This window comes from Gordonia paraffinivorans, from assembly GCF_900683595.1.
GTDB classification, from domain to species: Bacteria; Actinomycetota; Actinomycetes; order Mycobacteriales; family Mycobacteriaceae; genus Gordonia; species Gordonia paraffinivorans.
The window spans coordinates 287,546-309,611 of the sequence record NZ_CAACYD010000007.1; the positions used below are offsets into that span (position 1 = coordinate 287,546).

The 22,066-nt window shown below is 70.3% G+C and carries 20 protein-coding genes; 11 read left to right on the forward strand and 9 right to left on the reverse strand.

What is annotated here, in order from left to right; all coding sequences use genetic code 11:
* The first annotated feature begins 32 nt into the window (after positions 1-32).
* The 5 genes from E1P53_RS14300 to E1P53_RS14320 all read left to right on the forward strand — a co-directional run bounded on the left by E1P53_RS14300 (position 33) and on the right by E1P53_RS14320 (position 7,115).
* On the forward strand, positions 33-1,418 hold the full coding sequence (locus E1P53_RS14300; RefSeq protein ID WP_131734700.1) for an aspartate aminotransferase family protein: 1,386 nt from the start codon (positions 33-35) through the stop codon (positions 1,416-1,418).
* 96 nt (positions 1,419-1,514) lie between these two features.
* On the forward strand, positions 1,515-2,078 hold the full coding sequence (locus tag E1P53_RS14305; RefSeq protein ID WP_006900155.1) for a TetR/AcrR family transcriptional regulator: 564 nt from the start codon (positions 1,515-1,517) through the stop codon (positions 2,076-2,078).
* A gap of 7 nt (positions 2,079-2,085) precedes the next feature.
* Positions 2,086-3,702 carry an FAD-binding oxidoreductase gene (locus tag E1P53_RS14310; RefSeq protein WP_131734701.1) on the forward strand — a complete coding sequence of 539 codons (1,617 nt, stop codon included), beginning with the start codon at positions 2,086-2,088 and terminating at the stop codon, positions 3,700-3,702.
* Positions 3,703-3,732: 30 nt separating this feature from the next.
* Positions 3,733-5,910 (forward strand): phosphate acetyltransferase, encoded by a 2,178-nt coding sequence (pta, locus tag E1P53_RS14315; protein WP_040526666.1) that lies wholly within the window; start codon positions 3,733-3,735, stop codon positions 5,908-5,910.
* Positions 5,907-7,115 carry an acetate kinase gene (locus E1P53_RS14320; protein WP_131734702.1) on the forward strand — a complete coding sequence of 403 codons (1,209 nt, stop codon included), beginning with the start codon at positions 5,907-5,909 and terminating at the stop codon, positions 7,113-7,115. The genes pta and E1P53_RS14320 overlap by 4 nt, the downstream gene beginning before the upstream one ends.
* Positions 7,116-7,141: 26 nt before the next feature.
* On the opposite strand, the gene E1P53_RS14325 is transcribed toward E1P53_RS14320, so the two are convergent.
* The 3 genes from E1P53_RS14325 to E1P53_RS14335 are packed head-to-tail and all read right to left on the reverse strand — an operon-like array spanning position 7,142 to position 12,366.
* The gene (locus tag E1P53_RS14325; RefSeq protein WP_131734703.1) at positions 7,142-9,838 is read right to left on the reverse strand and encodes a serine/threonine-protein kinase; all 2,697 of its coding nucleotides are present in this window, start codon (positions 9,836-9,838) and stop codon (positions 7,142-7,144) included.
* 6 nt (positions 9,839-9,844) lie between these two features.
* Positions 9,845-10,903 (reverse strand): glutamate ABC transporter substrate-binding protein, encoded by a 1,059-nt coding sequence (locus E1P53_RS14330; protein ID WP_210753755.1) that lies wholly within the window; start codon positions 10,901-10,903, stop codon positions 9,845-9,847.
* A gap of 11 nt (positions 10,904-10,914) precedes the next feature.
* Positions 10,915-12,366, reverse strand: a complete 1,452-nt coding sequence (locus tag E1P53_RS14335; protein ID WP_006900149.1) for a GlnX family signal transduction membrane protein — start codon at positions 12,364-12,366, stop codon at positions 10,915-10,917.
* A gap of 352 nt (positions 12,367-12,718) precedes the next feature.
* On the opposite strand from E1P53_RS14335, the gene E1P53_RS14340 reads away from it, so the two are divergent.
* The gene (locus E1P53_RS14340) at positions 12,719-13,201 is read left to right on the forward strand and encodes an NUDIX hydrolase (RefSeq protein WP_006900148.1); all 483 of its coding nucleotides are present in this window, start codon (positions 12,719-12,721) and stop codon (positions 13,199-13,201) included.
* A gap of 31 nt (positions 13,202-13,232) precedes the next feature.
* Here the strand turns inward: E1P53_RS14340 and E1P53_RS14345 are convergent, their stop codons facing one another.
* Entirely contained in the window at positions 13,233-13,598 is a 366-nt protein-coding gene (locus E1P53_RS14345) for a hypothetical protein (RefSeq protein WP_040526683.1), read from the reverse strand.
* 339 nt (positions 13,599-13,937) lie between these two features.
* Positions 13,938-14,558, reverse strand: coding sequence for a thiamine phosphate synthase (gene thiE / locus E1P53_RS14350; RefSeq protein ID WP_371831014.1), 621 nt, complete (start codon positions 14,556-14,558; stop codon positions 13,938-13,940).
* A 345-nt stretch (positions 14,559-14,903) separates the two neighbouring features.
* Here thiE and thiO point away from each other — a divergent pair, with 345 nt between their 5' ends.
* Genes thiO through E1P53_RS14365 form a run of 3 tightly spaced genes read left to right on the forward strand, consistent with a single transcriptional unit; the run spans position 14,904 to position 16,952 of the window.
* Positions 14,904-15,935: a glycine oxidase ThiO gene (gene thiO / locus E1P53_RS14355; RefSeq protein ID WP_040526682.1), complete on the forward strand. Its 1,032-nt coding sequence runs from the start codon at positions 14,904-14,906 to the stop codon at positions 15,933-15,935.
* Positions 15,932-16,132 carry a sulfur carrier protein ThiS gene (gene thiS / locus E1P53_RS14360; protein WP_131734705.1) on the forward strand — a complete coding sequence of 67 codons (201 nt, stop codon included), beginning with the start codon at positions 15,932-15,934 and terminating at the stop codon, positions 16,130-16,132. Before thiO ends, thiS begins: the two co-directional genes overlap by 4 nt.
* Positions 16,125-16,952 carry a thiazole synthase gene (locus E1P53_RS14365; RefSeq protein ID WP_131734706.1) on the forward strand — a complete coding sequence of 276 codons (828 nt, stop codon included), beginning with the start codon at positions 16,125-16,127 and terminating at the stop codon, positions 16,950-16,952. Before thiS ends, E1P53_RS14365 begins: the two co-directional genes overlap by 8 nt.
* Before the next feature lie 3 nt (positions 16,953-16,955).
* On the opposite strand, the gene E1P53_RS14370 is transcribed toward E1P53_RS14365, so the two are convergent.
* From E1P53_RS14370 to E1P53_RS14385, 4 genes are all read right to left on the reverse strand, one after another.
* The gene (locus E1P53_RS14370) at positions 16,956-17,630 is read right to left on the reverse strand and encodes a phosphoribosyltransferase (RefSeq protein WP_131734707.1); all 675 of its coding nucleotides are present in this window, start codon (positions 17,628-17,630) and stop codon (positions 16,956-16,958) included.
* An 8-nt stretch (positions 17,631-17,638) separates the two neighbouring features.
* Positions 17,639-18,127 carry a nuclear transport factor 2 family protein gene (locus E1P53_RS14375; RefSeq protein WP_181954852.1) on the reverse strand — a complete coding sequence of 163 codons (489 nt, stop codon included), beginning with the start codon at positions 18,125-18,127 and terminating at the stop codon, positions 17,639-17,641.
* On the reverse strand, positions 18,124-19,005 hold the full coding sequence (locus E1P53_RS14380; protein WP_131734708.1) for an SCO6745 family protein: 882 nt from the start codon (positions 19,003-19,005) through the stop codon (positions 18,124-18,126). The genes E1P53_RS14375 and E1P53_RS14380 overlap by 4 nt, the downstream gene beginning before the upstream one ends.
* 101 nt (positions 19,006-19,106) lie before the next feature.
* Positions 19,107-20,249 carry a DMT family transporter gene (locus E1P53_RS14385; RefSeq protein ID WP_006900139.1) on the reverse strand — a complete coding sequence of 381 codons (1,143 nt, stop codon included), beginning with the start codon at positions 20,247-20,249 and terminating at the stop codon, positions 19,107-19,109.
* 245 nt (positions 20,250-20,494) lie between these two features.
* On the opposite strand from E1P53_RS14385, the gene E1P53_RS14390 reads away from it, so the two are divergent.
* Complete coding sequence (locus tag E1P53_RS14390; RefSeq protein WP_131734709.1) at positions 20,495-21,679, forward strand: ATP-grasp domain-containing protein; 1,185 nt, start codon at positions 20,495-20,497, stop codon at positions 21,677-21,679.
* 137 nt (positions 21,680-21,816) lie between these two features.
* On the forward strand, positions 21,817-22,005 hold the full coding sequence (locus E1P53_RS14395) for a hypothetical protein (RefSeq protein ID WP_083900218.1): 189 nt from the start codon (positions 21,817-21,819) through the stop codon (positions 22,003-22,005).
* Positions 22,006-22,066 lie beyond the last annotated feature (61 nt).

Here is a 22,066-nt window from a genome sequence, read left to right on the forward strand (position 1 = left end):
TCCGTCTCCGCCACACGAAGAGGACGTCCGTCATAACCACGACCGAGCGAGTCGCCCTGCCGACCGGCGAAGACCTCGAGGCAGCCAAGGCCCGCGGCCGCCGCGCATACGAGCTCGACCGCGAGCACGTCTTCCACTCCTGGTCGGCGCAGGCGCACGTCAAGCCGATGACGATCCTCGCCGCCGAGGGCTCCTACGTCTGGGACGGCGAGGGAAACCGCCTGCTGGACTTCTCGTCCCAGATGGTCAACACCAACATCGGACACCAGCACCCCGGCGTCGTCGAGGCGATCCGGGAGCAGGCCGCGAAGCTGTGCACCATCGCGCCGGCGCACGTCAACGACGCCCGGTCCGAAGCGGCCCGGCTCATCGCCGAGCGCACCCCCGGCGACCTGAACCGGGTGTTCTTCACCAACGGTGGCGCCGACGCCGTCGAGCACGCGATCCGCATGGCGCGCCTGCACACCGGCCGCCACAAGGTGCTCTCGCGTTACCGCTCCTACCACGGCGGGACCGACACCGCGATCAACGTGACCGGCGACCCGCGGCGCTGGCCCAACGACCACGGCAACAGCGGCGTCGTGCATTTCCACGGTCCGTTCCTGTACCGCTCGCAGTTCCACGCCGAGAACGAGGCACAGGAGACCGAACGGGCCCTGGCCCACCTCGACCAGCTGATCCGTTTCGAAGGTCCGGACTCGATCGCCGCGATCGTGCTCGAGTCGGTCCCGGGCACCGCCGGGATCATGGTCCCGCCGCCCGGCTACATGGCCGGTGTCCGCGAGATCTGCGACCGCTACGGGATCGTGTTCATCGCCGACGAGGTGATGGCCGGATTCGGCCGTACCGGCAAGTGGTTCGCCATCCAGCACTTCGACGTGGTGCCGGACCTGCTCACCTTCGCCAAGGGCGTGAACTCCGGGTATGTCCCGCTCGGCGGCGTGGCGATCGGCGACCAGATCGCCGCCACCTTTGCCGAGCGAGCCTATCCGGGGGGTCTCACCTACTCGGGTCATCCGCTGGCCACCGCCGCCGCGGTCGCCACCATCAACGCGATGACCGAGGAGAAGATCGTCGAGAGCGCCGCACGCATCGGCGACGACGTGCTCGGGCCGGGCCTGCGCGCCCTCGCCGAGAAACATCCGTCAGTGGGTGAGGTCCGCGGTCTCGGTGTCTTCTGGGCCATCGAACTGGTCGCGAACCCGACCACCAGGGAGCCCCTCGCGCCCTACGGCGGCAGCAGCCCGGCGATGAACGAGGTGCTCGCGGCGTGCAAGGCGAACGGTCTCCTGCCGTTCGCCAACTACAACCGCATCCACGCGGCACCCCCGTGCACGGTCTCCGACGACGAGGCGCGCGAAGGTCTGGCGATCCTCGACACCGTTCTCGACGTCGCCGACGCTCACGTGAGGTCCTGACCCGGAAGGTGCCGGGATCTCGGTGCGCCGACAGAGGAAGGCCCCGCTGCGCCGGTTGCCGAGAGCCCGACCACACTTGTTCGATAAGTTTTTGGCATGGATCGTGACCGCATGGTGGACGTCGGGGTGGGCCTCGTCTCCCGCTTCGGCGCCAAGGCGCTCAGTCTGACGTCGGTGGCGCGTCACGCCGGGGTCGCCCGGGCCACCGCCTACCGCATGTTCGGCGGGCGGAATGCGCTGGTGGCGGCGATCGTCGACCGCGAGGTCTCGTTGCTGCGGGTCAGATTGCGGGAGTGGGCCGAGACCGCGCCGGACGCGGCGGGCAAGGTCCGCGCGCAGGTGGCGGGCGTGCTGCCCTACATCCGGCAGCACGAGGCGCTGCAGTACGTGTTGCGCAAGGAGCCGGAGGAGATCATCCGCGCGCTCGTGGCGACAGACGACGCCACGGGTCCGACGCTGATCCACCAGATCGTCGAGCAGACGCTGCCGGATCTGGCGCCGGAGATCTCCGACCAGCTGGTGCCGAACCCGCGCGGCGCGGCGGAGTTCCTGGTCCGGACGATCTATTCGCTGATGCTCATCCCCGACGGATCGCTGACCGACGAGCAGGTCGCCGACCTGGTGGTCCGGGCGATCGTCAAGCGCCCCGACGAACAGTGACACGACGATGACTTCTCACGACCGGCCCGGCCCCGACACCGACGAGACGCTGATCCCGGTCGTGCAGATGCGACGGCCACGCTGGGGCGATCCGGAACGCGTCACCGAACTCCCCGGTGCCGCCGCCGCGCTCGCCGGGGACGCGACGCCGAACCCGGGCGTCGACCCGTCGTCGATCACGCCGCCGGCGCCCGCCGTGCCCGCGAGCGTCCGCGCCGACCTCGAGCGGCTCGTCGGCGACGCCCACGTCGCCGACTCCGCCGACGCCCGCATCCAGCACACCCGCGGCTTCTCGACGCCCGACCTGCTGCGTCTGCGGTCCGGAGACGCCTCCGACGCACCCGATCTCGTGGTGTACCCGGGTGATCACGACGAGGTCGTGGAGATCCTGCGGATCTGTTCGGCGGCCCGGGTCGCGGTGGTGCCCTTCACCGGCGGGACGTCGGTGGTCGGCGGGCTCGCCCCGGACCGGTCGGGTTTCGCCGGCGTCGTCAGCCTCGACCTCCGCCGTCTCGACCGGCTCGTCGAGGTCGACGATATCTCCCGCGTCGCCACCCTGCAGGCGGGCCTGCGTGGCAGCGCTGCCGAAGCGCTTCTGCGCGAACGCGGTTGGACCCTGGGGCACTTCCCGCAGTCCTACGAGGGGGCCGGCATCGGCGGTTACGCGGCCACCCGGTCGGCCGGCCAGTCGTCGGCGGGATACGGCCGCTTCGACGAGGTGGTCGAAGGACTCGTCCTCGCCACACCGCGCGGCACCGTCGAGCTCGGGACCGCGCCCCGATCGGCGGCCGGGCCCGACCTGCGTCAGCTCGTGCTGGGCTCGGAGGGCGTGTTCGGGGTCATCACCTCAGTGCGGGTGCGGGTGCGCCCTGCGCCCGAGACCCGCGTGTTCGACGGCTGGCGTTTCGCGACCTTCACCGACGGGGCGACCGCCCTGCGCCGCCTCGCCCAGGACGGTCCGCTGCCCACCGTGCTGCGACTGTCCGACGAGGCGGAGACAGCCGTCAACCTCGCCGACCCGGGCCAGTTGGGCGCCGACGCGACTGGCTGCCTCGTCGTCACCGGCTACGAGGGGCGGGCCCCCGAGGTCCCCCGCCGGCGCGAGGCGGCATCGGAGGTGCTCGCCGACGCCGGTGGAACCCTGCTCGGCGAGGAGCCCGGGGAGTCCTGGCGCAGCGGGCGTTTCGCGGGCCCGTACCTGCGCGATCCGCTGCTCGACGCGGGCGTGCTGGTGGAGACCCTGGAGACGGTCACCTACTGGTCGGGCCTGCACGACCTGCGTGCGGCGGTCACCGCCGCGATCACCGACACGCTGACGGCGTCGGGCGCGCCGCCGCTGGTGATGTGTCACATCAGCCACGTCTACCCGGCGGGGGCCTCGCTGTACTTCACCGTGGTCGCACCCTTCGGCGCCGATCCGCTCGCCGAGTGGTCGGCGGCCAAGAAGGCGGCCAACGAGGCGATCCGGGCCGCCGGTGCCTCCATCACGCACCATCACGCGATCGGCCGCGACCACCGCGACGCCTACCACGACGAGATCGGGGCGCTCGCCCTCGACGCGCTCCGCGCGGTGAAGAACACGCTGGACCCGGCCGGCATCTGCAGTCCCGGCATCCTGATCTGATCGTCCCTCCCCGGATCGCCGGGCGCCGATATGCTGGGGCGCATGGCCACCGACGCTGCCGCCCCCGACCCCTCAGCCGACGATCACGGAGCCGATGCGGGGTCGTCGACCAGCATCTATCTCGCCTCCGCAGAAGGGGAGACCGGGAAGTCGGTGGTGGCGCTGGGGCTCCTGGCGTTGCTCGCGGCCACCGGCGGGCGGGTCGGCGTGTTCCGTCCGATCACCAGGGCGGGCCCCGCAGGGCGGGATCCGATGCTCGACTTGCTCATCGACTACGACTCGGTGGACGCCCCCTACGAGGACTGCCTCGGGGTCACCTACGAACAGGTCCACTCCGACCCCGAGGGAGCGGTCGGCGACATCGTGAACCGCTACCACGCGCTCGACGCGCAGTGCGATCGGGTGGTGATCGTCGGCTCGGACTTCAGCGACGTCGGCACACCCTCGGAACTCGGCTACAACGCGCGGATCGCGGCCAACCTGTCGGCGCCGATGGTGTTGGTGCTCAAGGCATTCGGGCGAACCCCGGGTGAGGTGGCAGAACTCGCCGAGGGGCTCGTCGCCGAGGTGCGCAGCGCGCACGCCACCCCGATCGCGCTGGTGGCCAACCGGTGCGACCCCGAGCGTCTCGACGAGATCCGGGAAGCGCTGGGGCGCACGGGTATCCCCGCTCTGTGCCTGCCGGAGGAGCCCGTCCTGTTCGCCCCCACCATGGCCGAGCTGAAGGAGGCGCTCGGGGCGACGATGTACAGCGGCGACGAGGACCTCCTCGACCACGAGGCGATGCGGGTCATGGTCGGCGGCATGACGGTCGAGCACATCCTCGAACGCCTCACCGACGGCACGGTGGTCATCACGCCGGCCGACCGGTCCGACGTCCTGCTGGCACTCGTCAACGCCAACACCGCGGAGGGATTCCCGCGGTTGTCGGGCATCATCCTCAACGGCGGCCTCAAACCGCACCCGATGATCGAGGCGCTGGTCACCGGGCTGAAACCCACTTTGCCGATCCTCTCCTGCCCGCAGGGCACCTACGACACCGCGCGGACCGCGGCCCACACGCGCGGACGGCTCAACGCCGGATCGGCGCGCAAGATCGAGGCGGCCCTGGCGCTCATCGAGACCCACGCCGACCCCGAACAGGTCATGCGCAACCTGAACGTCGCGTCACCGACCGTCGTCACGCCGCAGATGTTCGAGTACCGGCTCATCACCCGGGCGCGTGCGGAACGCAAACACATCGTGCTCCCCGAAGGCGACGACGACCGCATCCTGCGGGCTGCGGATCGCCTGATGCGACGCGGGGTCGCCGATCTCACGCTGCTCGGTGACCCCGACGCGGTCCGGCGCCGCACGGCCGAACTCGGGCTCGACCTCACCGGCGTCACCGTCATCGATCCCGTCGCCTCCGAATGGCGCGACGAGTTCGCCCGGATCTACGCCGACCTGCGCAAGGACAAGGGCGTGGATCTGGAGACGGCACAGGAGAAGATGCGCGACGTCTCCTACTTCGGGACGATGATGGTGCACACCGGGCGTGCCGACGGCATGGTCTCGGGCGCCTCGCACACCACGGCCCACACCATCCGGCCGGCGTTCGAGATCATCAAGACCAAGCCCGGCGTGTCCACGGTGTCGAGCGTGTTCTTCATGTGCCTGGCCGACCGCGTCCTCACCTACGGCGACTGCGCGGTCGTGCCCGATCCCACCGACGAGCAACTCGCCGACATCGCCATCTCGTCCGCGCAGACCGCCGAGGCCTTCGGAATCGAGCCGCGGGTGGCGATGCTGTCCTACTCGACCGGGACCTCCGGCTCCGGCGCCGACGTCGAGAAGGTGAAGACCGCAACCGAACTCGTCCGCCAACGCGCGCCGGAGCTGCTCGTCGAAGGGCCCATCCAGTACGACGCCGCGGTCGAGCCGTCGGTGGCCGCGACGAAGATGCCCGACTCGCCGGTCGCCGGTGGTGCGACGGTGCTGATCTTCCCCGATCTCAACACCGGCAACAACACCTACAAGGCGGTGCAGCGCAGCGCGGGCGCGGTCGCCATCGGCCCGGTCCTGCAGGGCCTGAACAAACCGATCAACGATCTGAGCCGAGGTGCGCTCGTGTCCGACATCGTCAACACCGTCGCCATCACCGCCATCCAGGCCCAGCAGGACGGCGCCGCGAGATCGACCTCCGAGCCGACGGGAGAGATCCGATGACCGCGGACACCGAGGGCGCCGTCCTCGTCTTCAACGCCGGCTCGTCGTCGCTGAAATACCAACTGGTGAAGCCGGACACCGGCCACGTCATCGCCGACGGGATCGCCGAGCGGATCGGGGAGAAGGGTTCGTCGATCACCCATGAGCAGAACGGCGAGTCGGTCACCGAGGAGCTGCCGCTGCCGGACCACCTGGCCGCGGTACGCCGAGCCGAACAGTTCTTCGCCGACAACGGCATCGACCTGACCCGGGCGGGCCTGACGGCCGTCGGCCACCGAGTGGTGCACGGCGGACGCTCATTCCACGAGCCGACCCTAGTCGACGACTGGGTGATGTCGGAGATCAAGCGCATCGCCACCCTTGCGCCGCTGCACAATCCGGCGAACCTGGTGGGCATCGAGGCGGCCCGGGAGTTGCTGCCCGACGTCCCGGCGGTCGCGGTGTTCGACACCGCCTTCTTCCACGGCCTCCCGCCGGCCGCCGCCACCTACGCCATCGACCGCGAGCTCGCCGCCGAGTACGCGATCCGGCGCTACGGGTTCCACGGGACCAGCCACGAGTACGTGTCGGCGCAGGCGGCCGGGTTCCTCGGGCGCGACCTCGCCGACCTCGACCAGATCGTCCTGCACCTCGGCAACGGCGCGTCGGCGTCGGCGATCGCGGGCGGCCGGCCCATCGACACCAGCATGGGCATGACGCCGCTCGAGGGCCTGGTCATGGGAACCCGCAGCGGCGACATCGATCCCGGACTGGTGCTCCACCTCCACCGCGTCGCCGCCCTGGGCGTCGACGAGATCGACGACCTCCTCAATCACCGGTCGGGGCTGCGGGGACTGTGCGGGGAGAACGACTTCCGGTCCATCAGCGAGCTGATCGACGCCGGCGACGACAACGCCCGCCGTGCCTACGACGTCTACATCCACCGGTTGCGGCACTACATCGGCGCCTACGCGTTCGAGCTGGGCAAGGTCGACGCCATCACCTTCACCGCAGGCGTCGGCGAGAACTCGCCCCGGGTCCGTGCCGACGCCCTCGACGGGCTGCAGCACTTCGGGATCGTCGTCGACCCGGAGCGGAACGCCGCCACGAGCCGTGAGGCGCGGCGGATCTCCGCCGACGACAGCGCGGTCGAGGTGCTCGTGGTGCCCACCAACGAAGAGCTCGCGATCGCGCGGCAGTCGGCAGAACTGGTTGCGGCCCTGTAGGTCTCGGGGCGGGGTGGTCGCGTGCCTCAGAACAGCGTGTTCGGACGCACGTAGTTCGCCAGATCGACGAGCATGAACCGGTGCTCCCGGTTGGTGCGGGTCTGGCGGGCCAATCGCCGCAGCGACTTCTCGGTCCCGACGCGGATCCCGTACTCGGTGAACGGGAATCCGAGGATGGTCGAGGGTTCCTTCTCGGAATCGACCTCCTCGGGATGGTCGACGATCCAGCCCAGCGCGGTGCCCAACACGATGAGCAGCATTCGCGGCTTGCGCGGCTCGGTGTCGGGGATCTGCTCGAGGCGCCGTGCCGCCTGCACGATCTGCTCCCGGGTGACCTGCGAGGTGGGACGGCCGTGCACCAGTGCCATGATGGCCGTCAGCCGCGCGGTGTTGAAATGCCTGCTGGTGGGCGGAACCTCGTCGAGAGGCCGGACCGCTCCCTCGTAGTCGCCGGCCGCGACGGCCAGGCGTGCGAGCCCGAATGCCGCGGTGACGATGCTGTGGTCGGTGAGCCACAGGTCGTGGTAGTGGTGCTGCGCGACGTCATAGAGACGGTCGATCTTGGCGTCGGCGTTCTTCGACTCCTTCTCGTCGGCGAGCCAGCGGCCGATCAGCTCGGCGGTGCCGGCGACCGCGAGTTTCGGCGCGACCTCGCCCGGCATCGCCTGCAACACCTCGTCGAACCGCTCGTAGGCCAGTTCCGGCTCGTCGTTCATCAGTGCGCAGATGCCCATGTACCACTCGACGCGCCACGAATCGCCGTGGTGCACACGGACCTCCCGCAGCAGCGACAACGCGGTGTCGACGTCGTCGAGCTGCAGGTGGGCGCGGGCCTCGGCGAGGTCGATCTCCAGCGATGGGTGCTCGTTGTCGCTGGGCCGGCCGTTGAAGAGCGACGCGAACCGTTCCGCCCGTGCGGTCTTGATGGTGTCGAGGGTCTGTCGGGGGTCCGACAACGCCGCCGATGTGAGCAGGCCCGCGGCCGGGTCGAGCGGGTCGACCAGCGGCAGCGGCAGCGCGTTGGCGATGTCGACCGGGTCGTAGAACGCCGCCTGGTCGGGGTCGAAGAAACCGTCGACGGGGGCGAGCATGAGGTCGGTCCCGAAGGTCGAGCGCTGCGGGGTGAACACGGTGGACAACGCCGGACGCGGGACGCCGGTGTGGACCGCGACCGTCTCGCGCAGCACGTTGAGGACCTGGGTGCTCATCTCCTCGGCGGAGGCGAACCGGTCGGCCGGGTCGGGTGCGGTGGCACGCTGCAGCAGCAGGTAGAACGACGGGTTGTCGCGGAACACCGGGGTGTCCTCGGGCGACGGCAGGCCGTCGACGTAGCGCCCTCCGCGCATCTCGACGGGAACCGTGAGCACCGCGAGAGTGCGTCCGACGCTGTAGATGTCGGTGGCGACCTGGGGGCCGGTCTTGACGATCTCCGGAGCCTGGAAGCCGGGGGTGCCGTACAGGTGGCCGTAACCGTTGATGGGGGAGACCGCGCCGAGGTCGATGAGCTTGACCTCGTCGCTGCTGACCATGATGTTCTCCGGCTTGACGTCGTTGTAGACGAGACCGACCGAGTGTAGATAGCCGACGGCCTGCAGCACCTCGAGCATGTAGGCGAGGGCCTGCTCCACCGACAGCAGCGATTTCCCGGCGTCACCGGAGGTGATCTGCTTGAGGGTCTGGCCGCCGATGTACTCCATCACGATGTAGCCGAAGCGATCGCCGTTGTCGGCGACGTGTTCGACGAAGTTGTAGATCTTGACGATTCCGGGGTGGTTCACCGACGCCAGGAACTGCCGCTCGGCCACGGCCACCCGCTGCGCCTCCGAATCCGAGGAGTTCAGAAGGCCTTTGAGGACGACGGGGCGGTCCGAGACGTTCCGGTCGATGGCCAGGTAGATCCACCCGAGCCCGCCGTGGGCGATCGCGCCCGCGATCTCGTACTGGTCGGCGACGAGCGTGCCGGGGGCCAGTCCGGGGACGAACGAGTAACGGGCGCCGCAGTTCGGGCAGTCGCCGGACGGCGGCCCCTGACCCTCGCCCTCGGAACGGCCCACGGGTTTGCCGCAGCGCCAGCAGAACCGCTTGCTCTCCGCGATGACCGGATCGTCGATGACCGCGTCCGCGGGTTCGATGTCCTGGATCTTCGGCATCTCGACCAGGCCGCCGCCGAGTCGGCGTTCGTGCACCGGCGGGCGACGCCGGGGGACGAGACGCCGGCCGAGGGGGCCCGAGTCGACGGGCGGCGCGGGCGGGGGAGGCCGGAGAACCTTGTCGGTGCGGGCGTCGGCGGGCTCCCGGCCGGGGGGTCCTACGGTGAAGGCCGGTGCGGCTCTCTGGGTGCCGACCGCGGGGTCGGTGGTCCGCGGTTGCGTGGTCAACTCGTCCTCCCCGCGACCGTCGTCGTGGGGTTGGTCGTCATGGGGTCGGTCGCCGCCGGGTTGGTCGCCGCCGGGTTCGTCGTCGTCCACCAGGGCCGACAGGTCGGCCTTCTGCGTGCCCACCTCGACGACCTCGTCGGTGGTGCCCTCCTCGGGACGGCCATCGTCTCCCGAGGAGTCCGGATGGTTGCGGTCGGTGGTGTGGCGCTCGGTGCCCGCCTCGTCGTCGCCCATGAGATCGGCGAGCGAGACACGCTGGGTGCCGACCTCCTCGGTCTGCGCAGGGTCCCGACGCCCCGCGGGATCGAGGGGTTCGTGGTCGGTCGGGTCGGGGGTGTGTTCCATCGCCGATCAGTCCCGGTACGACGGTTGCGGGGCGCCGTATCCGCTGTCGAGGATGGACAGCCACCGGTTTCTGATCTCCTGCCAGCGGCCGGTGGCGCGGAGGTCCTCGAGGACGCCGTTGACGAACCTGACCATGTCGTCCTCTCCCTTCGGGATGCCCACCCCGTAGAACTCCTCGCCCAGGCTCGGGCCGACGACCTGCACCCAGGGATCCTGGGCCGCCAGACCCGCGAGGATGGCGTCGTCGCTGGTGACCGCGTCCACCTGACCCTGTTGCATCAGGACGAGACAGTCCGCCCAGGTCGACGTGGTCACCATCTCGACCTTCGGCTGGATCGACTGCATGCGGCCGATCGACGTGGCGCCGCGTGCCGCGCACACCCGTTTGCCGGCCAGCTGCGCGGGACCCCGGATGTCGGAGTTGCGGAATGCCAGGATGCGTTGTGAGGCAACGTAGTACGGCGCCGAGAAGCTGATGTCGTCGAGCCGGTCGCACGTGATGCTCATGGTCTTGATGACGACGTCGACGGTGTGGTCGCGCAATGCGTCGACCCGCTCCGCCGAGCTGAGGACCTGGAACTCGACCCGCTGCGGGTCGCCGAAGATCGCCTCGGCGATCGCGTGCGCGATGTCGACGTCGAAGCCCTCGATGTCGCCGGAGATCGGGTCGCGGAAGCTGAACAGGTTGGAACCGATGTCCAGACCGACGATGAGCCGGCCGCGTTCGAAGATCTCGGCCATCGTCGAACCCGGAGGCATGCGGGCGGGTTCGGGCATCTCGGCCGGCGGGCGCAGCGTCTGAGTCGCGTTGCACGCCTCCGAGCTCGGCGGCGGCTCGATCGGGACGTCGGTCTGCACGCCGGGCAGCACCAGGGGGTCGGCCGTTGCGGTCGGCGGCGGCGACTCCTCGGCCGGGAAGCGGACGCAGCCGGTCGCGACGACGGCGACGAGTGCGAGGACTGCGGCGAGGAGCGGGAGCCGGCGTGGCGCCGTTGACGTCCGCACCGACCGGGTCGGCGCGGGGGCGGGTGCGCGGAGGCGTGGTGTCTTCGATGCTCGTGTCATCGGTACTCGTGTCATCGGTACTCCCGGATGCGGGGGACAAGACCGCCCACGATGGCCATGGCCGCGAGTATCGACAACAGCAGGATGCCGGTCCCGGTGAAGCCGAGGAGTCGTTGGGCGGTGTTGATGTCGTCGCGGAAGGCGGTGCGGGCGGTCGTGATCGCCTCCACCAGTCCGGAGTCGACGGCGGCGTAGGCCAGGGCGGAGCTGTTGCGTCCGTCGCCGACGGTCAGCTGTCGCGCGCGGTCGAAGTCGCCGGACTGGATGTAGCGACGGATCGCGGCGTCGGTGCGTTTCCAGTCGACCAGCGCCCGGCCCACCGCGTCGAGCTGTTCGGTGGTCACCGAGTCGGAGCTTTCCTCGGCGGTGGATCGGACGTCGTCGAGGATGTCGTCGATCTTCGACGTGGTGGCCGAGAAGGTCCGTTCGAGCCCGCCCTGGTCGGCGCGCCGGATCAGCGAGAGCGTCTCCGCCGAGCGTGCCTGCTGGGTCAGGATTCGTGCGGCCGTCAGCTCGTGCAGCGGGTCGGCGCCATGATTGCGGGCGTCGGCCGTCGCGGCCACCGACATCAGGCCGGACACGAGCAGCCACACCGTGCCCAGGGTCAGCGCCGCCATCGCGGCGAGGAGGCCGATGTTGAACCGGCGCCGGGTCTTGCGGGCGAGGAAGCGCGAGGTCAGCACCAACGCGGTGAGCAGCAACAGCAGCGGGACGTACACCGTCCACGGCGGCCGGGTCAGTGACTGCTGCGGGTCGGCGATCGCCATCGACCGCAGCTCGTAGAGGCGTTGCGCGGCCGGCAGGATCTTGTCCTGCATCAGCGCGGACGCCTGGCCGAGGTAGGCCGAGCCGATCGGGTTGCCCAGCCTGTTGTTGGTGCGGGCGGTCTCGACCAGGCCGCTGTAGACCGGGATGGACGTCGACAGCGTCTCGAGGTCGGCGGAGATCGCCTGTTCGGTGGCGTCCTCTGCGGACTCCGACCCGGGCTCGCTCGCCGTCCCGGTCGCCAGGATCAGCGACGACGACGCCGTGGCGAGCGCGTCGGCGTAGCGCTGGCGCAGTTCCGGGCTCTCGAGTCCGCCCGAGATGAACGCGGCGTTGGCCGAGGCGTCGGCGATGGACAACGAGCTGTAGAGGACCTGCGCCGCCTCTGCGAGGGGTTCGGTGTGATCGATGAGCCGCTGCAGTGTCCGCGTGCGGTCGTCGAGCACGGTCGACGCGTACACGCCGGTGATGATGGACCCGGCCGCGAGGAGCAGGCAGATGATGATGAGCTTGCCCGGCGTGGTGAGCGCGTAGGTGCGGATGGTCTGGAACGGGGACTGGGCGCGCTCCCGCGCCGCGGCGATGAGTTCCCGCCGGTCGGCGAGGACCTGACGGATGGGCGGCGAGGCCTGGGCCGGTCTGATCGTCCGACCGCCACGCGTCAGCACCGTCCGCACGGAGGACGCGTCGCCGGTCACCTTCTTGATCCCTTCTGAGCTCGCCGTGGATCGTCTCCGGTGGGTCGATGGGTCAGCCGGAGGTGTCGGATCCTCCACCGCGACCACATCCGGAGCTCCGACGCTGTCGGTGTCATCGCTCACCGGGTCCTGCGTGTTTCAGCCTATGCCATCCGGCATGGTTCCCCGAGGCATCACGCGGCACGTCGGCCAACCGATGATCCCGAGATTTCGCCGGAGGTTTTCCTCAGGTCGGCTCTCGTCGCGGGTGGTCGGCCGTGACGGGTTCGCGATCACCCTGGCAGGCCGGGCGAGCGTCACTTACGGTGGAATGAACCCGACCGAGCGGATGGTCGGGTCGCTAGGAGGCGTGGTGCGCGGAGACGGCGACGGCTGGGTGATCGATCCCGACGGGTCACGGTATTGGGGTGTGCACGGTGCGGCAGGACTGCTGTTGCGCGCCCCGCTGCCCGAGGGCTGCACCGGGGTGCTGCTCCAGCATCGTGCGGCGTGGTCCCATCAGGGCGGCACATGGGCGCTGCCCGGCGGGGCGCGCGACTCCCACGAGGGCGCGATCGACACCGCGATCCGCGAGGCGGAGGAAGAGGCCGGCATCAACCGCGACGACCTGCGCGTCGTCGCAGCGGTCGTCACGCACGAATCCCCCAGCGGCTGGACCTACACCACGGTCATCGCCGAGACCGACGAGCCGGTCGCGACGGTCGCTAACTTCGAGTCGACGGAACTGCGGTGGGTCGACGAGCGGCACGTCCACACGTTGCCGCTGCACCCCGCGTTCGGTTCGGCCTGGCCGATGCTGCGCGAGCGGATCTCCGCGCTCGATCCGCAGGGCTGACCAAGCCGGCGGCGGCATCAGCTGTCCGCGCTCACCCCAGCAGCCGGTTCGCCCCGGCGATCAATGCCGCGATCCCGGCCTCGTCGCCGGTGGCGCCCTCGCCATACGACCATGCCCGGCGCCAGTCGTTCGCACACAGCAGGAAGGTCGCGAAGGTGCCGTCGAGCTCGCGCTGATGCAGACGATCGATCTGGATCGGGACCCCGAGGTCGCCGAGGATCGAGGTCATGGCGCCCAGCGGCCCGGCCGCGGTCGCGCCGCACGACATGATCCGGTCGGCGACGGCGATCGTCGCCCGGCACTCGACCAGGTCGCCGCGGGTCGGGACGACCGACCACGAACCCAGGCGGACGGTGCCGGGTGCGGCGTACTCGTCGGTGAAGCGCTGCCAGCTCATGCCGCGGGCCTCGTCGCGGAGACCGGTCGGCAGCGGTCGGGCGAATCGGGTCATGAACGGGTCCTCGGATGCCGCGCGCTCGCCGTGCGCGAAGCCCCTCGTGAGTTCGTCACGAGAAGAGGATGCGGAAGGTAGTTGAAGCAGATGCATCGTGAAAACCGATTTCGGTCGAAGAACGGATGACCGACAGATGAGCGCAACCGACCCGCAGCGGGGGGTCGGTCAGATCAGACCCCGCTGCGGCGGGCTACGAGCACTCGATTGATGCACATGGTCCGACCAGGGTAGACCTGCCCGCGCCCGGCGTGCAAACGGTTTTCCGGGGACATCCCCGCCGGGCTACAGCAGGTCGAGGAGCTCGCGGGCCGCACCCGTCGGGTCGTCGGCGGAGGTGAGCGCGCGGACCACGACGATCCGCTGCGCTCCCCGGGCGACCACCTCGGGGACGCGTGCGGCGTCGATGCCGCCGATGGCGAACCACGGCTTCGGCGGCGAGGCGGCCGCGGTGCTGTTGACGAGGTCCGGTCCGGCTGCGGCGCGGCCCGGCTTGGTGGGCGTGGTCCAGCAGGGGCCGGTGCAGAAGTAGTCGACGTCCGGGTCCGCGGCGGCCGCGGCCGCCTGCTCCGGATCGTGCGTCGACGCGCCGATGATCACGTCCGGTCCGACGATGCGGCGCGCCGCCTCCGGGCTCAGGTCGCCCTGGCCGACGTGCAGGACGTCGGCGCCGGACAGCGCGGCGATGTCGGCGCGATCGTTCACCGCCAGCAGCGCTCCGTGGGTGTCGACGACCCGGCGGAGGTCGGCCAGGATCGCGAGTTCCTCACGCGCCTCGAGGACGCCGAAGCGCTCTTCCCCCGTCGAGCCCTTGTCCCGGAGCTGCACGATGCCGACCCCGCCGGCGAGCGCCGCGTCGACGAAGTCGAGCAGGTCGCCGCGCTCCCGCCGCGCATCCGTGCACAGGTAGAGCCGGGCCGCGTCGAGGCGGCGGAGCCGGTCCGTGCGCGGCGCGGAGCCGGATGGGCGGGGCGCGGGGCCGGATGGGGTCGGGCCGTGTCCGAGGGGCGAGGTCACGGCGACCAGGTTAACGACGCGCGCAGGGAGCGGGCGTATGGTGGTCGGCGAGAACACACGGGAGTCCGGGCGGCCGGGCTGAGAGTGCGGACCGATTCCGCTGACCGTCGAACCTGATCCGGGTCATTCCGGCGAAGGAAGGTGAAACTCGGCGTGAGCCAACGAGACAACCCCGGCGCGAGCCGGAACCCCGAGCATTCCCACGGCGGTGCCGTCGAGCACGGCGGTCGCTCGCTGACCGTCGTCGGCGGTGGCGTCATCGGTCTGACGTGCGCGCTCGCCGCAGCCGACGCCGGCCGGCGGGTGCGAGTCCTCGACGCCGGGCACGCCGAGCGCGCCTCGTGGGTCGCCGGCGGGATGCTCGGGTCGCTGGGAGAGGGCCAACCCGGTGAGCAGGAGGCGCTCGCCCTGTCCGTGGAATCGGTGCGACGGTGGCCGGACCTGGTGCGGCGACTCGACGAACCCGCCATCGTCACCGCCACCGATTCGCTGTTCGTCGCGGCCGGTGCCGCCGACGCCGAATACCTGCGCCACCTGGCCGATTTCGTGTGGGCGCAGCAACCCCGCACCGACGCGACGCTGCACGCGGTGACCGGCCGCGAGATCCGTGCGCTGGAGCCGGCCCTGTCCTCCCGGCTGGTCGGCGGATACCGCGCGGCGGGGGAGTGGTCGGTGGACAACCGGCTGCTGCTGTCCGCGCTGCGGAGGGCCGTCGGGTCCGCGGGGGTGGAGGTGGTGGACACCCGCGTCGGGTCGCTGGCCGACGTCCGTGCCGACCTCCGGCCGGGCGAACAGGTGCTCGTGGCAGCCGGACTCGGCACTCCCGCACTGATCCCCGGCATCCGGATGCATGCGGCGAAAGGCGAGATCCTGCGCCTGCGCCGCACTCGGCTCTCGGTCCCGCCGCCGACCCACGTCGTGCGTGCCCGCATCCACGGCCGGGCGGTCTATCTCGTCCCGCGTGCGGACGGGATCGTGGTCGGCGCAACGCAATACGAGACGGGCGACCTCGCCGACCGCACCCCGCAGGCGGGTGGGGTGGCCGATCTCCTGGCGGACGCGGTCGAGGTCATGCCGGGGCTGCGCACCTACGAACTCACCGAGGCCGCGGCCGGCCTGCGCCCCTGCACCGCCGACGGCCTGCCGATCATCGAACGGGTCGACGCAAACACAGTGGTCGCGACCGGGCACGGCCGCAACGGGATCGTGCTCGCCCCGCTGACCGCCCACCGGGTCGTGGCGATCCTGGAAGGAGAAGACCGATGACCATCACCGTGAACGGAGAACCCCTCGGAATCGAGGGCGAGGTGTCGGTGGCCGACGTCGTCACCCGACTCGGCCTCCCCGATCGGGGAATCGCGGTCGCCGTCGACGGTGCGGTGGTCCCGCGTGGGCTCTGGGGCGGCCACACCGTGACGTCGGGGGCGGTCGTCGAGATCGTGACGGCGGTGCAGGGTGGCTGAGCTCGAACACGATCCGCTGCGTATCGCCGGCCGGGAGTTCACCTCGCGGCTGATCACCGGCACCGGCGGCGCGACGAACCTCGCGACCCTGGAACGGGCCCTGATCGCCTCGGGCACCGAGCTCACCACCGTCGCCGTGCGGCGGGTCGATGCGGCCTCGGGCACCGGTGTCTTCGATCTGCTTCAGCGACTGGGGATCTCGGTGTTGCCCAACACCGCGGGGTGCCACACCACCGCCGAGGCCGTGCTCACCGCCCAGTTGGCGCGCGAGGCGTTCGAGACGAACTGGGTGAAGCTCGAGGTCGTCGCCGACGAGCGGACCCTCATGCCGGACGCGATCGAACTCGTCGACGCCGCGGCCGCACTGGTCGCCGACGGCTTCGTGGTGCTCGCCTACACCAACGACGACCCGGTGCTGGCCGCGCGGCTGGCCGACCTGGGCGTCGCCGCGGTGATGCCGCTCGGTGCCCCGATCGGCACCGGGCTGGGAATCCTGAACCCGCACAACATCGAGATGATCGTCGACCACTGCTCGACGGCGTACGACGAGCCGCTGCCGGTCATCCTCGACGCAGGCGTCGGCACCGCGAGCGATGCCGCACGTGCGATGGAACTGGGTTGTGATGCAGTCCTTCTCGCGACCGCGGTGACGCGGGCCGACAACCCCGAGCGGATGGCGTCGGCGATGCGCCACGCCGTGATCGCCGGGCGCCTGGCCGCCGGGGCGGGGCGGATACCCAAGCGTTTCTGGGCCAAGGCGTCGTCGCCGGGCCTCGACCGGCGTCTGGATGTAGAAAACGTGGACGCCAGAACCCGGTGAGTTCTACGAAATCGGTGGGGTGTCACCGCTGAGACAGTCGATCACGTCCTCGTCGTCGACCTGTCCGAAGTCCTGGTAGTAACGGCCGACCGCCTCGAACGGTTTCGGTGTGGTGAGCACGACGACCTCGTCGACGCCGCGGTCGAGGAGTGGGCCGATCGCGTCCGACGGGGCGGTGGGCACCGCGACGACGACCTTCGACGCGCCGGCCCCGCTCACCGAGTCCACGGCGACCGCCATCGTGGAGCCCGTGGCCAGACCGTCGTCGACCAGGATCACCGGCCGCCCGGCGACGTCGATGCGCGCACGTCCGCCGCGGTACAGCGACTCCCGTTCCTGCAGCGTCCGGCGTTCGCGGGCGACGATCGCGTCGAACTGCTCCCGCGACACCCCGAGTCGGTTGGGCACGTCGTCGTTGACCACCAGGTGGTCGGCGGTGACGGCGCCCATCGCGAACTCCTCGTGACCCGGCGCACCGATCTTGCGGACGACCAGTGTCTCGAGGTCTCCGCCGATGGCGTCGGCGACCTCGCGCGCCACGGGCACGCCGCCGCGCGCCAGGCCGATCACCACCGGCCGCGTGGGTGCCAGGTCGGGACGCCGGGCCAGGACGGTGGCCACCCGGCCGCCGAGCCTGTGCCCGGCCGCCCGACGATCGGGGAACACCCGCGAGGACATCGCCGGCCTCAGAGGTTGACCGCGGGCCCGACCTTGAGGGAGAAGTTCGGCAGGTCGGCGAGGGACACAGTGGCCTCGTAGGTTCGGTCGTACCCGGTCGAGCAGATCCGCCAGCCGTCGGCGGTGCGCCGGTAGGTGTCGTCGTAGAACGCGGCACCGATCAGCATGAACGAGAACTCCGCGACGATGACCCGGTCCTGCAGATACCAACGGCCACGGGCGGTGTCGCCGGAGATCTCGATCTCGGGGTGGTCCACGCGGTGCTCGGTGATGACGGCGGGGCCGACGTTGGCGCGCATGTACCCGACGAGTTCCTCGCGGTTGGCGAAGGTGAGGCTCTCGCCGTAGTTGCCCGTCACGTCCTCGGTGAGCGTCGACTCGAACGTCGCCCAGTCCTTGGTGTCGAGGGCCCGCAGGTAGCGGTACTTGAGGTTCTCGATCTCGCGCAGGTCCGCGGCGAGGTCGCCGGCCGTGGTGGTGTCGATGGGCTGGTTCACTTGTTCCTCGTTCCCGGGAGCACTCCCGCGTCGATGACCGCCTTCACGATGGGGCGGGTGCGCTCGATCAGGTCCTCCGAACCCGCCCAGACCGATTCGCCCGCGGCGTCGGTGGTGGCCTCGATGTCGTCGTAGACCGCCGCCCCGTGTGCGGTGAGACGGTGGCCCTGCTCGTCGCGTTCGGCGAGCCCCGCCGCGACCAGTCGGTCGACGCTGTCCTCCCAGTCCTGTTCGGAGTACCCGCGGGTCAGCAGCACGACCCGCTTGCCCATGACCCGACGGCTCACGGTCGGGTCGGGCAACTGCGCCTCGTGGAACACCGCGGCATCGAAGCCGTTGAGACCGTTGAGGACCAGCGCCGCGATGTGGTTGTCGCCGCGCCATTCCCGGAGCACCGCGATCGCCTGCCACAGTCGCAGGCGCGGGGTGTCCGGGGGCGGAACCGCCGCCCAGGCCGCCGCGAGGGTCCGGCCCGTCAGGGGCAGTCGGGCGGCCAGTTCGGTGTACCCGGATGCGAGTCCGTCGAGCAGCGCGTCGTCGAATGCGTCGCCGAGGATCTCCCGCAGCGAGTCGTCGAGCATCGCGTTGCGGCGCTCGTGGACCTTCTCCAGCCCGGCGTCGACCGCCGCGGCCCAGGACCTGGCGACGAGTTCGGGGTTGAAGTTGTAGAAGGTCGAGGTGACGACCTCGGGGGCGCACGGGCCCAGCGGCGCGGCCCGGGCGCCCACGTAGAAGGCGTGGCCGTCGAGACCCGTGTCCTTCTGCGCCGGACCGAGTCCCGGGTTGAAGTAGGCGAGGATGTGGAACGGCTCGAGCGTCTCGTAGGCGAGACGGGCGACGGATTCTGTGCCGGGTGACTCCGACCGGGGGGACGTCATCCCCCCACCTTCGCCAGCGGTGTGACGTGTGTCAACCACTTCGCGGTGTCGTGGCGGAGTGGAGCGATCGACCTACTGCCGCTCGGCGGCCTGGGACGGCGTCAGTTGTGCCGGCAGTCGCGGCTGCCGACCGAACGGTCGCCGGATTCGGTGTCGCGCTGGGAATCCGGAGCGATGCCGGTCGTATCGGTGTGCGGGGGCTCGGGCCGGAGACCGTCGGGCCCGAACTTCGCGTCGATCTCGCCGGAGGAGAAATCGGCACCGAGCGGCGCCGACCCGTCGCCCTCGCCGGTGGCGTCGTCGCCCGGCTCTTGCCGTCCGCGGCGCCACCCGCCCTTCATCGGCGGGGCCTCGCCCAGGTGGTCGGGGTCGACCGAGCCGTACCAGGCGACGAGGACCGCGCCCACCACGGCACCGACGAAGCCGAGCAAGGCCAGCCACCCGAGCCCGGGCTTGGCGGTGTCGCCGAGGAACATCACGCCGACGAGACTCGGGCCGGCGGTCTCGCCGACGACCAGGACGGCGGTCACGCCGTTCACCGCACCGAGCTGGAGAGCGACCGTCTGGACGTAGAACCCGACGGCGCCGGCCATCGCGATCGTCCACGCGGCGGGGTCGGTCAGCAGGTCGACGACGTTGAACGGCTCGAGGCCGTCGAGGATGCGGACCGCGATCGCGATGATGCCGAAGAGGAGTCCGGCCGACGCGCCGCCGACGATCGCGCCGGCGGCCGACCCCAGGTTGTAGACGCCGACGAGGGCGAGCGCGCAGAGGGCGACGGTCGCCACGAACAGACCCCAGTGGAAGGCGTACGACTCGTTGGCGCCGGTCTCGTGAGACGAGGCCATGCCCAGGAAGCACAGGGACAGGACGACGAGCCAGATGGCGACCCATTCGCGGGTGTGCAGGGCGATGTTGAGGATGATCCCGCTGAGCAGCGCGGTGACCACCAGGTTGGCCGAGACGATGGTCTGGGAGAGGAAGAGCGGCAGGAAACGCGCAGCGAGGGCGCCGCCGGCGAAGCCGAAGACGACCATCGTCGTGCCGAGGATGAAGGCCGGGTCGACGAACGTCGACATCGTGGAGGAGACCGTCGGGGCACCGGTGTCGTTCTTGAAGTCCCTGCCCTGCTCGGCTGCGGCCGCGGCCACGCGGCGGGCACCGAGCGCACGCAGCACCGTCGACATCCCGTAGGCGACGGCGGCAAGGCATGCGGCGATCACGCCGACGACGAACAGTTGCATGCCTCCTCCAATTCGGGTCGGTCGGCCGCCCGCGGGTCATCCCGAGGACGGTTCCGGCCCGTTCACCTGCCAACCTCCTGCATTCGCGACCGTGAACGGGCGCAAAGGCCCGTTCAAGCGCAAACTAACAGGACGAACCCACGGTTCGATAGCGAATATTCCCCCAGCGTCGGAAATCGTTCAACATCGGGTCGGTGTTCTCGGGGAATGCCGGCTCGCGATACCTCGCCACTACACTGCTTCGGGTGGACAGCGCCGGAAGAGCCCATGTACTGATCACCTTCGCCCGATCGTTCCTCTCGCTGGAACTCGCGCGACTCATGGCCGCCGGCGGTCACCGGGTGACCGTGGTCGATTCGATCCCCATCGCGGTCAGTCGCTACTCCAATGCGGTGGACGAATTCCATCGCGTCCCGCCGCCGAAGTTCGAGCCGCTCGAATACTGTCAGGCCCTCGCGAAGATCGTCGCCGACAACGACATCGACATGGTGATCCCGGTGCACGAGGAAACCGACATCATCGCGATGCTCGCAGAGCTGTTCCCGGCGGAATGCCGGCTGTTCCTGTCCGATTTCGACCTCGAGAACCGGCTGCATCACAAATACGAGTTCCAGAAACTGCTCGTCGAATTGGGCATCCCCACCCGCAAGTTCGCGCGGGTGGCCGGTCCCGAGGACGCGGCCGGGCTCGACTTCGACAAGCCGTTCGCGCTCAAGCGCTGCTATTCGCGCGGGTCGCAGAAGGTCCACAAGGTGCAGCCCGGGGACCCGCTGACCTGGCTCGAGCACGACGAACTCAACCCCTGGGTCGCCCAGGAGTGGGTGTCGGGCGACAAGTACTGCACGTACTCGGTCTGCCACGAGGGGCGCATCTACGCGCACGCGACCTATCCGGTCGACTACGCCATCGACGGCAGTTCGTGCCTCAACTTCCGTGCGGTCGAGCACCCGCGGATCCAGGCGTGGGTCGCCGACCTCGTCGAACGCGTCGGCTTCACCGGACAGATCGGTTTCGACTTCATCGAGGACGGGCCCGACAAGGACCTGTTCTGCATCGAATGCAACCCGCGCGCCACCAGCGGGATCATGATGTTCTCGCCCGGCGACGGCGTCGACCGCGCGTTCCTGGGCACCTCGGACCCCGATGTCGAGGTCATCACCCCGTCGCCGGACGTCGAGAAGATGATCGGCATCGGCATGCTGCTGTACGGGTGGCGGGCACCGTCCCGGCGTGGACGGTCGATGGCGCAGTTCGCCCGAGACTTCCGTCGCTCGGCCGACGTGATCACCCGGTCCGGCGACCAGAAGCCCGCGATCATGCTGCCGCTCGCCTACGCGAGCATCCTCCGCAGCTGTGCGAAGTATCGGGTCGGCCTGGCCGAGGGCTTCATGCACGACCACGAGTGGGACGGGCTGCGCATCAGCATCTGAGCGCGCCCGCACTGTCCCCCTTCTGCCGGACGCGGCGCTCGAGGGTCCGGGCGTAAACTGGATCCTCGGCACCACCCGCGGCGACGGGTCTCGCGAGCGGGCCGTGGTGCGGGGGAGCGAGCTCGAGGAGAGTCGTGATGAAGGCATCCAACATCAGGCGTCGGCTGACCGTTGGCGTGGCGACCGTGGCAGCGGTGTGCGGGCTGGGACTGGTCGGCGCACCCATGGCCTCGGCGGCACCGGTGGAGCCGACACCGGCATTCGGGTCGGTGTCGTTGTGCTTCGGCGTCCCGATCGGACCGGTGTCGGTGAGCATCTGCATCTGAGTCCGACCTCGGGGGCCGTGCGGTCGCCGGACATGGCGGGCGCGTTGTTGTTCCGTGTCGA

Bases quoted from the DNA above. Each gene is read 5' to 3' on its own strand.
- thiS (WP_131734705.1), top strand. From the start codon at position 15,932: ATGACCATCACCGTGAACGGAGAACCCCTCGGAATCGAGGGCGAGGTG.
- E1P53_RS14370 (WP_131734707.1), bottom strand. From the start codon at position 17,630: ATGTCCTCGCGGGTGTTCCCCGATCGTCGGGCGGCCGGGCACAGGCTC.
- E1P53_RS14345 (WP_040526683.1), bottom strand. From the start codon at position 13,598: ATGAGCTGGCAGCGCTTCACCGACGAGTACGCCGCACCCGGCACCGTC.
- E1P53_RS14320 (WP_131734702.1), top strand. From the start codon at position 5,907: ATGACCGCGGACACCGAGGGCGCCGTCCTCGTCTTCAACGCCGGCTCG.
- E1P53_RS14305 (WP_006900155.1), top strand. From the start codon at position 1,515: ATGGATCGTGACCGCATGGTGGACGTCGGGGTGGGCCTCGTCTCCCGC.
- E1P53_RS14395 (WP_083900218.1), top strand. From the start codon at position 21,817: ATGAAGGCATCCAACATCAGGCGTCGGCTGACCGTTGGCGTGGCGACC.
- pta (WP_040526666.1), top strand. From the start codon at position 3,733: ATGCTGGGGCGCATGGCCACCGACGCTGCCGCCCCCGACCCCTCAGCC.
- E1P53_RS14380 (WP_131734708.1), bottom strand. From the start codon at position 19,005: ATGACGTCCCCCCGGTCGGAGTCACCCGGCACAGAATCCGTCGCCCGT.
- E1P53_RS14325 (WP_131734703.1), bottom strand. From the start codon at position 9,838: ATGGAACACACCCCCGACCCGACCGACCACGAACCCCTCGATCCCGCG.
- E1P53_RS14330 (WP_210753755.1), bottom strand. From the start codon at position 10,903: ATGACACGAGCATCGAAGACACCACGCCTCCGCGCACCCGCCCCCGCG.
- E1P53_RS14310 (WP_131734701.1), top strand. From the start codon at position 2,086: ATGACTTCTCACGACCGGCCCGGCCCCGACACCGACGAGACGCTGATC.
- E1P53_RS14385 (WP_006900139.1), bottom strand. From the start codon at position 20,249: ATGCAACTGTTCGTCGTCGGCGTGATCGCCGCATGCCTTGCCGCCGTC.